The sequence below is a fragment of the Neisseria musculi genome (genome assembly GCF_014297595.2).
Lineage (GTDB): Bacteria > Pseudomonadota > Gammaproteobacteria > Burkholderiales > Neisseriaceae > Neisseria > Neisseria musculi.
The window spans coordinates 2,805,939-2,819,339 of sequence record NZ_CP060414.2; the positions used below are offsets into that span (position 1 = coordinate 2,805,939).

Here is a 13,401-nt window from a genome sequence, read left to right on the forward strand (position 1 = left end):
GTATCGGTCATTCAGGCAAAAGGCAGGTATTTCAGAAACATCCGATGCGGGACGACCGGGGGCAGGCCGGCAATGATGCAGACTGCTAAGATGCTGAAACAACTTGAAAAAGCTTGAGGCCGTCTGAAAACTTTTCAGACGGCCTCAAGCTTTTAAACCATGCCTATGCGCATCACGCCAAAATCTTGCCCACGATTTCGGCAACGTCTTTCGATAGGCCGCTTTGGTTTTGAATCCGCTGTAGTTGGCTCTGCATCAAGCTTCTGCGGCGGGGTTCGAGTTGATTGCAGAGGTTGAATGCCTGCACCAAACGGGCGGCCGATTGCGGGTTGAAGCGGTCGATTTCCATCACTTTTTCGGCGATAAAGGCATAGCCTGCGCCGCTTTCGGCGTGAAAGTGCGGCACGTTGCGGCTGAACGCCCCCAGCAGCGAGCGGGCTTTGTTGGGGTTTTCGAGGCTGAATGCGGGGTGGCTGAGTGCTGCTTGAACCTGTGCCGGCGTGTCGGCACGGCGGCTGGCGGCAATCAGGGTGAAATATTTGTCCATCACCAGCGCATCGTTGCGGAATTTTTCGGCAAATGCGTTCAGCAATTGGTTGCGCACGGGGCTTTCGTTGTGGTTGATTGCCGACAAAATGCCCCATTCGTGGGTCATGTTTTGCGCCATTTCTTCATATTTGGCGGCAACGGTGTCGATGTGGGCGGGGTCGGCGCGCAACACGAAGGCGCGGCAGGTGTTGCGCAGGGTGCGCCAGCCGGCGCGCTCGGGGCTGTATTCGTAGCGGACGGCGGGGTCGGCCTGTGCTTCGGCGCAGGCGGCTTTTTGGTTCAGGCTCAGAAACTGCGGCATAAAGTGCGCGGCGATGGTGTCAAGCAGGGCTTCGCGGGCTTGGTGCACCAGCAAAGGTTGGATGTTTGCGCGGTCTGCCCACAATTCGCTTTCAGACGGCACTTCGAGCAGCATGGCCTGAAAGGCGGGGTTTAAGTCGGCAGCCAGCACATAGGCCACGGCTTCGAGCAGTTTGGGGTGTTCGGGCAGCGGCAGGCCTTGTGCGAGCGCGGCTTCGTTGGCGGCGGCGGCGCGGCGGTAGAGTGTTTGGCCGGCTTCCCAGCGGGCGAAAGGGTCGGTGTCGGCGGCCAGCAGCACCGCCAGCTCTTCATCGGTGTAGGGGTAGTGGAGATGCACGGGGGCGGAAAAGCCGCGCAGCAGCGAGGGAATCACGTTTTGATGCACGTTGTCGAAATAAAAGGTTTGTTCCGCTTCGGTGATAAGCAGCACGGTTTCGGTAAGCTCCGCGCTGCTGCCCGGCCGTCTGAAAGCCACCGGTGTGCCGCTTTCAGCATCGAAGAGTGCGGCTTTCAGCGGCATGGTCATGGGCTGTTTCTCGGCCATATCGGGAGTGGGCGGAATATGCTGTTTCACCGTGAGCTCGAAGCGGCCGGCGCCGACATTCAGACGGCCGGCGGTGTCGAGCACGGGCGTGCCGGCCTGGCTGTACCACAGGGCGAAGCGGTCAAGGTTGATGCCGTTGGCCTCTGCCATGGCGGCGCGGAAATCATCGCAGGTTACGGCCCGGCCGTCGTGGCGTTGAAAATAAAGCCGCATACCTTTCTGAAAACCTGCTTCGCCCAGCAGGGTGTGGTACATGCGCACCACTTCGGCACCTTTTTCATACACCGTCATGGTGTAGAAATTGTTCATTTCTTCATAGGATTCGGGGCGCACGGGGTGGGCGGTGGGCCCTGCGTCTTCAGGGAACTGGTGGGCGCGCAGCAGGGCAACGTTTTCAATGCGGCAGGTGGCGTGGCTGATGCGGTCGGCCGAAAACTCCTGATCGCGGAACACGGTGAGGCCTTCCTTGAGCGAAAGCTGGAACCAGTCGCGGCAGGTTACGCGGTTGCCCGTCCAGTTGTGGAAATATTCGTGGGCAATCACGCTCTCGATGGCGGCGAAATCGGCATCGGTGGCGGTGCGGCTGTCGGCCAGCACATATTTGGTGTTGAAAATATTGAGGCCTTTGTTTTCCATCGCACCCATGTTGAAGTCGCCCACGGCCACAACCATGTAGGTATCGAGGTCGTATTCGAGCTTGAAGCGCTGCTCGTCCCAGCGCATGGCGTGCTTGAGCGATTCTATGGCGAAGGCGGTTTTATCCTGATCGGCGGCCGTGGTATAAAACTCGATGGCAATTTCGCGGCCGCTGCCGGCGGTGTAGCTGCTGCAGGTGGGCACGAGGTTACCCGCCACCAGCGCAAAAAGATAGCTCGGTTTGGCAAACGGATCATGCCATTTTGCCCAATGGCGGCCGTCTGAAAGCGTGCCGCTGCCGGTTTTGTTGCCGTTGGAAAGCAGCACGGGATAGCGCGCGGCATCGGCGGTGATGGTGGTGGTGAACACCGACATCACATCGGGGCGGTCGGGGTAGAAAGTGATTTTGCGGAAACCCTCGGGTTCGCATTGGGTAAACAGATTGCCGCCGCTTTCATAAAGCCCCATCAGCGATTTGTTTTCAGACGGCTTAACCAGGGTTTTGATGGTTACGTCAAACGGCACGGCAGGCACGTTTTCCAGCACCAGCTTTTCTTCAGAGAGCGCGTAGTTTGTGATGGTTTCGCCGTTGACGGCTACCGTTACCAGCTCGGCAGAACCGTTTAACACCAGCGGCGCACCGGGCTGCTGCGGCACCACCGCCAAATGCGCCGTTACAGCGGTGTGGCTGTTGCCGATATCGAAATGCAGTTCGGTGGTGCTGACCAGATAGGCAGGAGGTTGGTAGTCTTTCAGATAATGTACGGTTTTGCTCATTATGGCTTCTTTCGCAAAAGGGCGGGCAAAAAAACGGCATTATATAGCGAAACCGACTGCGCCGTTTTTATCTCCGCACCCCGCAGCGCAAGCCGACTGCTGCCGCCGGCACGGCAAACGAGCCGGGCATTTGAAACAGCGCGCCTGCGGCCGTCTGAAACCAGGGGTTGCCGGCAGCGGGGTACAAAACGGTTTTTGCCGGCGGAGTCTGCAACTGGCCAATCCCCACGCACGGGGCGGCGTGCGGTTGGCCGTCTGAAATTGCAATCTGCCGACGTTGGCAATCGGCGGCAGCTCCCGGTCGTGCAAAACCATTTCTTTTAAAATTCGGCAGCCCGCAACCGCCAAGTACGGGAGCAGGGCTGCATTGGCTGGGCCGTCTGAAAGCATGAATCAAGGCTGTTGAACATCAGAATGCGGATACATCGGCCGAACCGCTTGGGCGCGTTAGCCAAAACCGTTTGAAGCAGGGCTGCCCGCGCCAGGCGCGGCGGTTTGCCTGATGGCGGGGGGATGGCTTTCTTCTGCGCCAAACACGCGGGCGGCGTGGGGTGGCCTTCTGAAACACCACGCCCGAGGCCGTCTGAAAATCAGAAAACACTCCCGGTCGGGACAAAATTATTGTTTCTGCAGTTCTGCAACCGGCCAAGAGCGGGAACGGGTGGGATAGGTCGAACCGTTTGAAAGTAGTGATCACAGCCGTCTGAAACTATCCTATCTGCCCGATGCCGTCTGAACCTGGGTTGCCCGCCTGTGCCGAGCGGGGGCGGTTTGCCTGACGGCGGGGTGTATTGGCTTTCCCTGCGCCAAGCACGGGGCGGCGTGGGGTTGGCCGTCTGAAAATCAGGGCTTGGCTGTTTTGGTTTTGTTTATCATGGCCCGCAGCGGAGCGGCAATGTGGCGGCGTAGGGTTTCGTTGCTCAGGCCGCGGCTGTTTTCGCCCCACACGGCCAGCGCGGCTCCGGTTATCTTGGCGGTGTCGGCAGCATTGGCGGTGTTTTCGCCGTCCCACACGCCCAAGTGCCAGCGTTTTTGAATATCTTGCGCCGAAAAGGCGGCATCGTGGGGAAAGTTGCGTTTGCCGTTGGGCACTAAATAAAGGTAATACGAATTGTAGTTCAACACCGAAAAACCTTTGGCGGCCAGCTCGGGCAGACCGGCGCGTATGCTGCGGCGGTAGCGGGCGGCTTCGGGGTCGGCCGGGTCGCCATCGTAGCTCCAATAGGTGATTTCGATGCTGCGGTTGAGTTGGCCGAGCGTGCTGTTAATCAGGCCATCGTTCCACAGGCGGGTTTTCAGCCCTTTGCCGGCCAGGTGCGCAGCCAAAGTGTTGGCATAGCCGATAAATTTGTGGTTGCTCTCGGGGCTGTAGCCGAATTCATCGCCGCCGATGTGGAAATGGCGGCTGCGGTTAAACACTTCAGCAGCTTCGTCAAGCAAAGCTTTCACCAGGCGGACGCTTTCGGGGTTGGCGATGTCTATTTCTCCGGCGGCCGTTTCCGGTTGCAGCTGCCGCACATAATCTTGGCCGTGTTTGTGTTTAAGCAGTGTGAGAATGCCGCCCACGTGGGCGGGGCTGCCGATTTCCGGCACCAGCTCGATTTTTTTGGATTCAGCATAACGGACAAGCCCGCGCATCTGTTTGAAACTTAAAAACGGCCGGCCGGTGGCGGGGTTGGTGTACACACCGTTGCCATCGCGGCGGGCCGATGCGGTTGTCTGCCCCAAAAGCGGGCTTTCCAGGGCATAATTTTCATCATCGGAAAAATGCAGATGCAGAAACTGCCCGCCCGCAGCGGCCAGCATATCGATAAACTGCCTGATTTCCCCGGCAGAATAAAAGCGGCGGGCAGTATCGAGCATCAAGCCGTTTTGCTTGGCAGCCTTAGGCTGCTGTGCAACCCGTTGCGGCAGCACACCCTGGTTTGAAGCAGCAGCGGGCAGCATCAACACCCCCAGGAACAGGGTGGCAAACAGCTTGGGCAAAAGAGAAGAGAGAGGTAAAAACATCGGCATCCAATCAGATTTTCGGCGGTTGCCTGTTATAACGCGGCCAACGCATAAATTGCGCTAATTTTTTTAATAATTGTGTTAGCGCGGCAGAATCCGCCATCGGGTATCTTCAGCGGCGAAGATGCCCTGCTGCGCTGCAGACTGTCTGAATGATCCATTGGCTCCCTCGCACCCTATGACTGCTTTACTTTAAAATCATAACAGCGTTGGCTTGCCTTGTACTATTTTCGTCCCACCGCCTTGCGCTTAAATACTTAGAGGCTATCCTAAATAACCAAGGAAATTCGAATCCAGTTTAGAATAATCCCCATGAGAAAAAGCCGTTTAAGCCACTACAGACCAAACAAACTCATCGAACTGTTTGCCGCAGGCGTTACAGCACGGACAGCTGCCGAGCCGGTTGGTGTAAACAAAACACTGCCGCCTATTATTTTCATCTCTGCGATTACTTAGCTTCCACAACAGCCCGCATTTGGAAATGTTTGAGGGCGAGAAATTGATGAAAGTTATTTTGGCGGACAATGCAAAGGCAGACGCGGAGCTGCCGGCAAAGCCGCCGTATTCGGTTTTTTGAAGCGCAACGGCAAAGTTTATACGGTTACCGTGCCCAATACACAAACCGATGCTTTACTGCCGGTTATCCGCGGACAAGTAAAGCCGGACAGCATTGTCTATACTGATTGGCTGATTGCTGCAAAAGTTATGATGTACTTGATGAAAAGTTATGATGTACTTGATGCGGGCGGATTCAGCTGCTTTCGCATCAACCACAGTATACGGTTTGCAGAACGGCAGAATCACATTAACGGAATCGGGAGCTTTCGGAATCAGGCAAAACGGCATTTGCTCAAGTTTAACGGTATTCACAAAGAACATTTTGAGCTGTATTTGAAGGCGTGCGGACGGCGTTTTGGCAACAGTGAAATAAAGTCTCAAATTTCTATTTTTAAACAATTGGTAAAGAGAGATTTATCTTGGTTATCCAGGGTAGTCCCAATACTTGCACGTAACCGGATGCACTTTTGCTGCCTGCTTCACGGCAGAGCTGGTTAAAGGGGCGGATATCGGAGTTGTGGTGGACAAATTGTTGGCGGATTAAGGGCGGATAGCGTATGGTAGATATGGCAAAGGCCCGGCTGCATATTTTCAGACGGGCCTGATACCTTTGCAAAAAACCAATTCAAACCTGAAAACGTTTGTATCTCGCCATGGGCTTCGCAAGTCTGCTGCACTCCCCTGCGCAGCAGACTTCCAGACTTGCGCAGCTAATGACAATAATTGAATGTTTCAGACGGCTCAAGCAAATTGTATAATAGTATCAGGCCCGTCTGAAAATATGCAGCCGGGCCTTTGCTCGATTTGTTTTTATAGTGTTCCCGTTATATTTGTATCTGCCCCAAGCGTGTTTTTTGGGAAAGAAAAATACTCGGGGCAGCCTGGGCATGCCGCAGTTTTATCAAACTAACGGATGTTGTTTTGCCGCCAATTGATTGTTTTTTATTTCAGTTTCTCCAACAGCTCTTTTGCCAAATCCAAATAGGCCAGCGTGCCTTTGGCTTTGGCATCGTAAGCCAAAGCGGGCATGCCGTGGCTGGGGGCTTCGGCCAGGCGTATGTTGCGGGGAATGGTGGTAGAAAAAAGCTGTTTGCCGAAATGTACCTGCAATTGTTCGGAAACTTCCTGCGAGAGACGGCTGCGGCTGTCATAGAGTGTACGCACAATGCCGATGATGTCCAACTGCGGGTTGATGGCTTGGCGGATTTTGCGCACGGTGGCCACTAAGTCGGAGATGCCTTCGAGCGCATAATATTCGCACACCATCGGCACAATCACGCCATTGGCTGCTACCAGGCCGTTGAGCGTGAGTAGTGTGAGCGTGGGCGGGCAGTCGATTAACACGAAATCATAATCACCGGCCACATCGGCCAGCGCGTTTTTCAGGCGCATTTCACGGGCGATTTCCTGTACCAGCTCCACCTCGGCGCCTGCCAGCGCACGGTTGGCGGCCAATATATCGTATGCGCCCGATTCGCTGCGCAGCAGGGCATCTTGGATTGGGGATTCGCTCAGCAGCACTGGGTAGACGCCGCGGATATTGCTTTTGTCGATGCCGCTGCCGGTGGTGGCGTTGCCTTGCGGGTCGAGGTCGATAACCAAAACCCGTTTTTTTTGTGCTGCCAGCGAAGCGGCAAGATTGACCACGGTGGTGGTTTTGCCGACACCGCCTTTTTGGTTGGCTACGGCGATAATCTGTGTGCCCATGTGTGAAACCTGTGAGATTTTGCGGTTGGCCGAATTGTACCGTTATTTGCGGCGCAATGGTATGAAGGCGGCCTGCAATTGAAGCTGCCCGGGTTTTCAAGCAGAATGACAGTTTTGCAAGATTTCAAATGCCTGCCCCTGTTTCCTACCCCTTGTTTTCAGCCCGCTTATGGAACAACTCGAATTTTTTGCCATTCCCAGCCCCTGTGTCGGCGCGTGCGAAGCCGATGGTAACGGCTTGTGCAAAGGTTGCCTGCGCAGCCGCAACGAGCGTTTGTATTGGCTGAAAATGAGTGATGCCCAAAAACACCAAGTGATACGGCTGATTGCTGCGCGCCGCCGGAAACTGCAGAAACAGGCGTGGGAAAAACAGCAGGCATCGGCAGAGCTGCCCGAGCAGGCGGGGTTGGGGTTTTAACAGTTGCAGGGTGTGTTTTCAGACGGCCTGATGTGTTCGGGAAAACCTTATCGGGCAGGGCGGTGTATTCTGGTCTGAGCCGGTGTGGAAAATACCATCATAATGAACCGCTTCGTTTCTGTTGCAGACATTGCTGTGTTTTGCCGCATTGTCTGCAGCTTGCCCGGTGCCGAAAATGAAGCGGATTCATTTATAGAGCATTCCGGCTCGTTTATTTTGTATTGTTCATTTTTTTGCTTGTTGCTTTGCAAGCCGCGCCGGGCAGGAATGCTGAAAGACTCTGCAAAGGCTGCGTGGCTTTTGAGGGGATTCAACAAACCACCAAACAATCGTTTGAGTAAAAATAAAAGCGTTGGGGGATAAAAAATGCAAACGAGCCGGCATGTTCCAATACTCGGTGTTTGGGAAAAATTCATGCCGGCATTTCAAATTTATGCACCATCTCTAGGTTGTTCTAATCATCTGATTGTTTTTAAAGAGCCATAGCCCGGCCTGATGATGATAAGGAGCATAGCGGTAAGTATGTTCAGACGGCCGGTGTGGTTTTGCAGAAACCACGGTTCCATAACAGTAAGCCGCTGCTGCTTCAGAAGGTGCGCCATACCGGGGTTTGGCCGGTATGGCGTGGATTCATTTGTGTGAAAACGGGAACAGGCTGTGATAGACAGTGGTTTTTTGGTTCAACCGAACCTGACCACTTGGCTTTCATCTACCCGCAGCGGCCATTCGCTGCCCGGTTGCAGGTTGAGGCCGGCAGACTGCGCCGGGTTGAGATAAAGCCGTATTTCGCCGTACTGAGGGTGGTGCAGTGTAATCAGGTTGCGGTCGGGCAGGCGCACGCACGACACAATTCGGCTGGCCGCGCCTTGGCAATGGTTGAAGCAGAGTGCCTGCTGCGGAATGTAGCGCTCGTTGCTGACGTTTTCTGCACCGATCAAACGGGCAGCGCAGGCATCAATCGGGGCACTGATCAGCGTATCCGGTTCGGCCAGTTGGAGAATACGGCCGTTGTGCATCAGTGCGATATGGTCGGCCAGTGCAAACGCTTCTTCGGGATCGTGTGTAACTATAACGGCAGGGATATGGAGGCGGCGGATATTCTCGATAGCCAGTTGCCGCAGCCGGCGGCGCAGGCCGGTGTCCAGGCTGGAGAAAGGTTCATCGAGCAGTATCAGTTGCGGTTCGGTAATCAGCGCGCGGGCGAGTGCCACGCGTTGCTGCTCTCCGCCGGAGAGGCTTTCGGGGCGGCGGCCGGCCTCATGGGTTAAGCCGACTCCGGCCAGCATGGCTTCGGCACGCTGTTGCGCCCGGGCTTTGTTTGCCCCGCGCATTTTCAGGCCGAAGGCGGTGTTTTGCAGCACCGTTAAATGCGGCAGCAGGGCATAATCTTGAAATACCAATGAGATATGGCGGTGTTCGGGCGGGAGGCGGGTGCGGTTTTCGCCGTTTATCCACACTTCGCCGCTGTCGGGTTCCACCAATCCGGCGATGATTTTCAACAGGGTGGATTTGCCGCATCCTGAACGGCCGAGCACGGCCAGCAGCGTGCCGTTGTTTACTTCAAGGGAGATATTGCCGGCCACAGTTTTATTGCCGTAGTGTTTGTTGATGTTTTTGATTTGCAGCATAAATTTCTTTCAGACGGCCTTATATATTGCACACCCAAGAAAAGGGGTGTATTTTTACATTATACCCCTTGACAAATCGGAACAACCGACTTTTGAAAGGGGGTCTGAAATGTCATCAGTCTACTATACCGTAACCCCCGAACCCGAACTTTTCCCCAAATCCTACATCGTCCGTATTTTCAAAGACGACAATCCGAGCCGTACTGTCTGTTTTCCCGTCTGCAATCCTCTGAACCGTGTCAAAACCGTCAATCAGGCTTGCGAATACGGGCGTTTGGCCGTGCGTGAAATCATGGATAGGGAGTCTGCCGAATGATTAGCCAAGACAAAGCAAAAAAAGCGCGTGAAGCCGTATTTGGTGGCGGCGGCTTTGCGACGCGCCAAAGGCGGCTTCATGCGCCGGTATGGCGCCCCCCTTATCTAACAGGGGGGGGAGCAGAAACGGCAGCGGCCGTAAGCGCGGAGCAGGAAGCGTTTGAAAAATACACCCACTTTCTGACCGATTCCAAAGGCCGTCTGCTGGAAATTCCGTTAAGACGCGGTAAGGCAGATTCTGCCTTTATCGACCAAATCAGTTTTTCAATCCACGAAGATACTTTGTCGCTGCTGGCCGGTTATCCGCTCGTTTCCGATGATGAATATATTGTCCGTGCATCAATGGCGTTAAACGATATTTTCGGCTTCGGCATTACCGAAAAAGCCAAACATACGGGTGGGCGTTTCTATGATTCCTGCTGGCTGATGGGAACCGATAACGCCCAATACGGGCGCGTCCACTTCGGCGGCCAAAACAACACCATGCTGATAGAGCTTACCGCCACCGGCTGCAATGCCGCTTCAGACGGCTGGGAATCCCGCCTTTACCGGTTCATCACCCAAGCCGTTCGCCCGAAGATTACCCGCATCGATATTGCCAAAGACTTTTTCAACGGCGAATACACGCCCGAACAGGCCAAAGCCGACCGGCTGGCGGGCAAGTTCACCAATCACCGCATGATGCCCGATGGCGAATCGGTCGGTACCGATTGGGAATCCAACAACGGCAAGGGCAAAACCTACTATGTCGGCTCGCGCGAATCGTCCAAATACGTTCGCGTGTATGAAAAAGGCAAACAGTTGGGCGACAAACAAAGCCCGTGGGTGCGTTTTGAAATCGAATTCAAAGCCAAAGATATTGTTATTCCCTTTGAAGTGCTGACCGTGCCGGGCGAATACTTCGGCGGGGCCTATCCCATTTGTTCACAGTTTCAAGAGAAAGCCCAACGGATTGAAACCGTTAAAAAGGTACTCGATCTGACTTTCGAACGCTGTATTGAAGTCGCCCGAAACCAAGTCGGGCGCGCTATCAATGCCGCCAAATCCATGTTTCCGAACAAACAGCCTGCCGAAATACTGGCTATGTTCGAACCCGAACACGATTTATTGCCCAAGCGTTTGAGTATGGAAAACTACGCGGCCAAATTCAATCACGCACCCGCCGTTCATGAAGATGAAGGCCGTCTGAAACCGGGTGAATCCGCCCAAATGCTGGTTGAAATGGCATTGGAACAGAAACGCAAAATGACCAAGCTGATTTCAGACAAGCACGAAGAAGATTATTTGGCTTGGGCGTATCACCAATATTCCGGCAAGTTTTAAAAGGCAGAACGCTGCCGCCTGAAAGTGCAGTGTATTTATGAAAGGAAAACCATCATGCAGATGCAGATTCAAGGTCAAATTATGGGTGTAAAGCGCTTCAACGGCCAAATAGACGGCAAAACCTTTGATTACTGCCGCGTTATCGTCTCCACCCCGCTTGATGCGAGTCAGGGCAACGCTTTAGGCAGCTCGGCATCGGAATACGACTACGGCGGCTCTATTAACTTTGAACAGTTCAAAGGCGCATCATTTCCCTTTGAAGCCGATTTAAACGTTGAGCTGGTAACCAACGGCAAAAGCCAAAAACTGAAAATCATCGGTTTTCGGCCAAGAACACAAAGCAAAGGTTAAACCATGACGATAACCCGCGTTTATGTAGTGCAGTCTCGGGAAACAGGGGATTTCCTATACCCGTCTGATACGGGTGATGTGGGTCATACGCCGTTTATCAACCAAGCGGGCTTTTTCTTCGACAGAAACGAAGCCGTGGAAACCGCATTAGAAGAGATAGGCGACAACTTTATCGTCTTTGGTTTTATGACTGAAATGTAAAAGATTCAGGCTCGGCGGGCGGTCTGACTGCCTTTAAAAGCCCGCGCACACTTTTTTAACTCACTTAAAGGAAATATCATGAAAGCAATGAATATTGCCCGTAAATATGGCGCAAAAACTGCCGTTGCCGTGCCAATGGGTGTTTTGCCCGCTTTGGCAATGGCCGAAGTTCCCGAAGCCATTACTACGGCTCTCTCTACTGCCCGTTCAGATGCCTTGCAGGTTGGCGGTATCGTTTTGGGCATCATCGCTGTGATTTTTGCCCTGATGCCGGGCTGTGCCGTTTTGCCGAAATGATATGTTTTCTTGTAATAGGTCTCGCTTCAATATCGGCGGCTTATATCATGTTTTCAGGTCTCAAAAAGGATTAAACAATGCCTGCATTCCTTATTCCCGCGCTCGGCTTAACTTTCGTAACCTACGGCGGCTATATGGTCGGATTGAACTGGCTGAAAGAATACATCGTTACCCATTTTGAAAACATGCCCTCCGCCGTATTCCGGCTTGTCATCATGGCAGGTTTCGGTCATGCACTCGGTATCATTTTTTGGGCTTATGTGTTCAATATCACAATGGCAGGCATAAACAAACTTTCCTTCATGCCTAGTGGCGGGAATGGTAAATGATTATTCTGCAAACAGGCGTTCCCGGTTCGGGCAAAACCGCATCAATCGTGAATATGTTGCTGTCCGATGAATCCTATACCCACTTTACCGACAAAGACGGTCAAAAGAAAAAAACGCCCGCTTTTTATCAACGGTATTCCCGAATTGGCCATAGAACATCAGGAGCTTTCAGACGGCCAAATCAAAGAGCAAGGATTACAAGACTTTCTGCCCTACGGCCCGCTCGTTATCATAGACGAAGCGCAAAGATTAATGGGAACCCGCTCGGCTGCTTCAAAAGTTCCTGAGTTCATCGAAAAGCTGGCGCTTCACCGTCATCACGGCCTTGATATCGTGCTGATAACGTAACATCCCAGCTTTCTTGATTCGTTCGTGCGTAAACTGGTTCAGCGACATATGCATATCAGCATCAAACCCGTTGGCCGAAAACTTTATGAATGGAACGAATGCGTTGATCAGCCCGATAATGCAACCAATATTGCCCGCGCCATCGAAAGAAGTTTTGTGCTGCCAAAAAAAGCATTCGGCCGGTACAAATCGGCGGAAGTACACACCAAGCCTAAACGGCGCATTCCCAAAAGCCTAGTGTTTCTTATAATCTTTCTGCCGCTGCTGATCGGTTTCACCGCCTATACTGTAATCAAGATGGGCAAACGCTATTCAGGACAAAGCGAAGATATTCAGGCTGCCGCCGTTTCTGCTGAATCCCTCGCATCACCGCCCCCGTCTGCCGAATATTCCACATCGGCGCAAGGCCGAAGCCTCACACCTGATTTATATGTGCCTACGCTGGCCGAAAAGCCCGAAAGCAAGCCCCTTTATGATAGTGTGCGGCAGGTAAAAACCTTTGAGCGCGTGGCCGCCTGTATTTCGGGTGGTGATAGCGGCTGTACCTGTTATTCGGATCAGGCTACGCCGCTGAAAGAAGTAAGCACCGAAATGTGCAAAGACTACGTTAAAAACGGCCTGCCGTTCAATCCCTACAAAGACACCGCAAACGCCCCATACACGCCGTCTGAAACCGCGCAAGGGGGTAGCCCTGCATCAGGCGGAGAAGTGCCGGTAATGGGCGGAAAAAGCCTGCCAAACCTGATGTATGACGGCTATGTCGAAGCAGGAGAACAGTTCAGGCCGTGAAACCGCAAAAAGGCCGTCTGAAAACGATTCAGACGGCCTTTGTTTGGCGGGTCTCGCTATTGACTAATCAGCATCAACACCGCTAAAATAAACCGCGTGTCAATATTGACCGTTAAAAGCAGTTTTCCCTTAGCGAAGAGTATTTTAAACTGCATTTTAAGCCTTTCAAAGTTGTTAAACGATGACGGGCAATGCCAAAATCCCCGCGCCAACGGGGATTTTTGCTATTCCCCGCCCTGCTTGGTTCAAATTGTCAATCATTCAAAATCAAATCATAACGTTTCCTTTCCGTTTCAGTTGTTTAAATCGCGTGGCCGTTTG

The 13,401-nt window shown here is 53.3% G+C and carries 15 protein-coding genes and 1 pseudogene; 12 read left to right on the forward strand and 4 right to left on the reverse strand.

Annotated features, from left to right (window positions below):
• Positions 1–172: 172 nt before the first annotated feature.
• Both pepN and H7A79_RS14480 read right to left on the reverse strand, forming a co-directional pair.
• A complete protein-coding gene (gene pepN, locus H7A79_RS14475; RefSeq protein WP_187000615.1) occupies positions 173–2,806 on the reverse strand; it encodes an aminopeptidase N in 2,634 nt (877 codons plus the stop codon).
• Between the two features lie 843 nt (positions 2,807–3,649).
• Positions 3,650–4,816 carry a beta-N-acetylhexosaminidase gene (locus H7A79_RS14480; RefSeq protein WP_187000616.1) on the reverse strand — a complete coding sequence of 389 codons (1,167 nt, stop codon included), beginning with the start codon at positions 4,814–4,816 and terminating at the stop codon, positions 3,650–3,652.
• A gap of 312 nt (positions 4,817–5,128) precedes the next feature.
• Here H7A79_RS14480 and H7A79_RS14485 point away from each other — a divergent pair.
• Positions 5,129–5,872 (forward strand): annotated as a pseudogene (locus tag H7A79_RS14485) (IS1595 family transposase).
• A 444-nt stretch (positions 5,873–6,316) separates the two neighbouring features.
• Here H7A79_RS14485 and H7A79_RS14490 read toward each other — a convergent pair.
• Entirely contained in the window at positions 6,317–7,081 is a 765-nt protein-coding gene (locus H7A79_RS14490) for a ParA family protein (protein WP_135035894.1), read from the reverse strand.
• A 169-nt stretch (positions 7,082–7,250) separates the two neighbouring features.
• On the opposite strand from H7A79_RS14490, the gene H7A79_RS14495 reads away from it, so the two are divergent.
• Both H7A79_RS14495 and H7A79_RS14500 read left to right on the forward strand, forming a co-directional pair.
• The gene (locus H7A79_RS14495) at positions 7,251–7,499 is read left to right on the forward strand and encodes a DUF1289 domain-containing protein (RefSeq protein ID WP_187000617.1); all 249 of its coding nucleotides are present in this window, start codon (positions 7,251–7,253) and stop codon (positions 7,497–7,499) included.
• A gap of 84 nt (positions 7,500–7,583) precedes the next feature.
• Positions 7,584–7,862 (forward strand): hypothetical protein, encoded by a 279-nt coding sequence (locus H7A79_RS14500; RefSeq protein ID WP_187000618.1) that lies wholly within the window; start codon positions 7,584–7,586, stop codon positions 7,860–7,862.
• Positions 7,863–8,179: 317 nt separating this feature from the next.
• On the opposite strand, the gene H7A79_RS14505 is transcribed toward H7A79_RS14500, so the two are convergent.
• Entirely contained in the window at positions 8,180–9,127 is a 948-nt protein-coding gene (locus H7A79_RS14505) for an ABC transporter ATP-binding protein (protein WP_187000619.1), read from the reverse strand.
• 109 nt (positions 9,128–9,236) lie between these two features.
• Here H7A79_RS14505 and H7A79_RS14510 point away from each other — a divergent pair, with 109 nt between their 5' ends.
• From H7A79_RS14510 to H7A79_RS14550, 9 genes are all read left to right on the forward strand, one after another.
• Complete coding sequence (locus tag H7A79_RS14510; RefSeq protein ID WP_187000620.1) at positions 9,237–9,443, forward strand: hypothetical protein; 207 nt, start codon at positions 9,237–9,239, stop codon at positions 9,441–9,443.
• A complete protein-coding gene (locus H7A79_RS14515; protein ID WP_187000621.1) occupies positions 9,440–10,765 on the forward strand; it encodes a replication initiation factor domain-containing protein in 1,326 nt (441 codons plus the stop codon). The genes H7A79_RS14510 and H7A79_RS14515 overlap by 4 nt, the downstream gene beginning before the upstream one ends.
• 54 nt (positions 10,766–10,819) lie before the next feature.
• Positions 10,820–11,116, forward strand: a complete 297-nt coding sequence (locus H7A79_RS14520) for a hypothetical protein (RefSeq protein ID WP_187000622.1) — start codon at positions 10,820–10,822, stop codon at positions 11,114–11,116.
• Positions 11,117–11,119: 3 nt separating this feature from the next.
• Entirely contained in the window at positions 11,120–11,317 is a 198-nt protein-coding gene (locus H7A79_RS14525; protein WP_434968539.1) for a hypothetical protein, read from the forward strand.
• Between the two features lie 78 nt (positions 11,318–11,395).
• Entirely contained in the window at positions 11,396–11,614 is a 219-nt protein-coding gene (locus H7A79_RS14530; protein ID WP_187000623.1) for a major capsid protein, read from the forward strand.
• On the forward strand, positions 11,611–11,688 hold the full coding sequence (locus H7A79_RS14535; RefSeq protein WP_353663637.1) for a hypothetical protein: 78 nt from the start codon (positions 11,611–11,613) through the stop codon (positions 11,686–11,688). The genes H7A79_RS14530 and H7A79_RS14535 overlap by 4 nt, the downstream gene beginning before the upstream one ends.
• 3 nt (positions 11,689–11,691) lie before the next feature.
• Positions 11,692–11,943: a DUF2523 family protein gene (locus H7A79_RS14540; RefSeq protein WP_187000624.1), complete on the forward strand. Its 252-nt coding sequence runs from the start codon at positions 11,692–11,694 to the stop codon at positions 11,941–11,943.
• 144 nt (positions 11,944–12,087) lie between these two features.
• Positions 12,088–12,291, forward strand: coding sequence for a zonular occludens toxin domain-containing protein (locus tag H7A79_RS14545; protein WP_246407983.1), 204 nt, complete (start codon positions 12,088–12,090; stop codon positions 12,289–12,291).
• 48 nt (positions 12,292–12,339) lie between these two features.
• The gene (locus tag H7A79_RS14550; RefSeq protein WP_246407985.1) at positions 12,340–13,080 is read left to right on the forward strand and encodes a hypothetical protein; all 741 of its coding nucleotides are present in this window, start codon (positions 12,340–12,342) and stop codon (positions 13,078–13,080) included.
• Positions 13,081–13,401 lie beyond the last annotated feature (321 nt).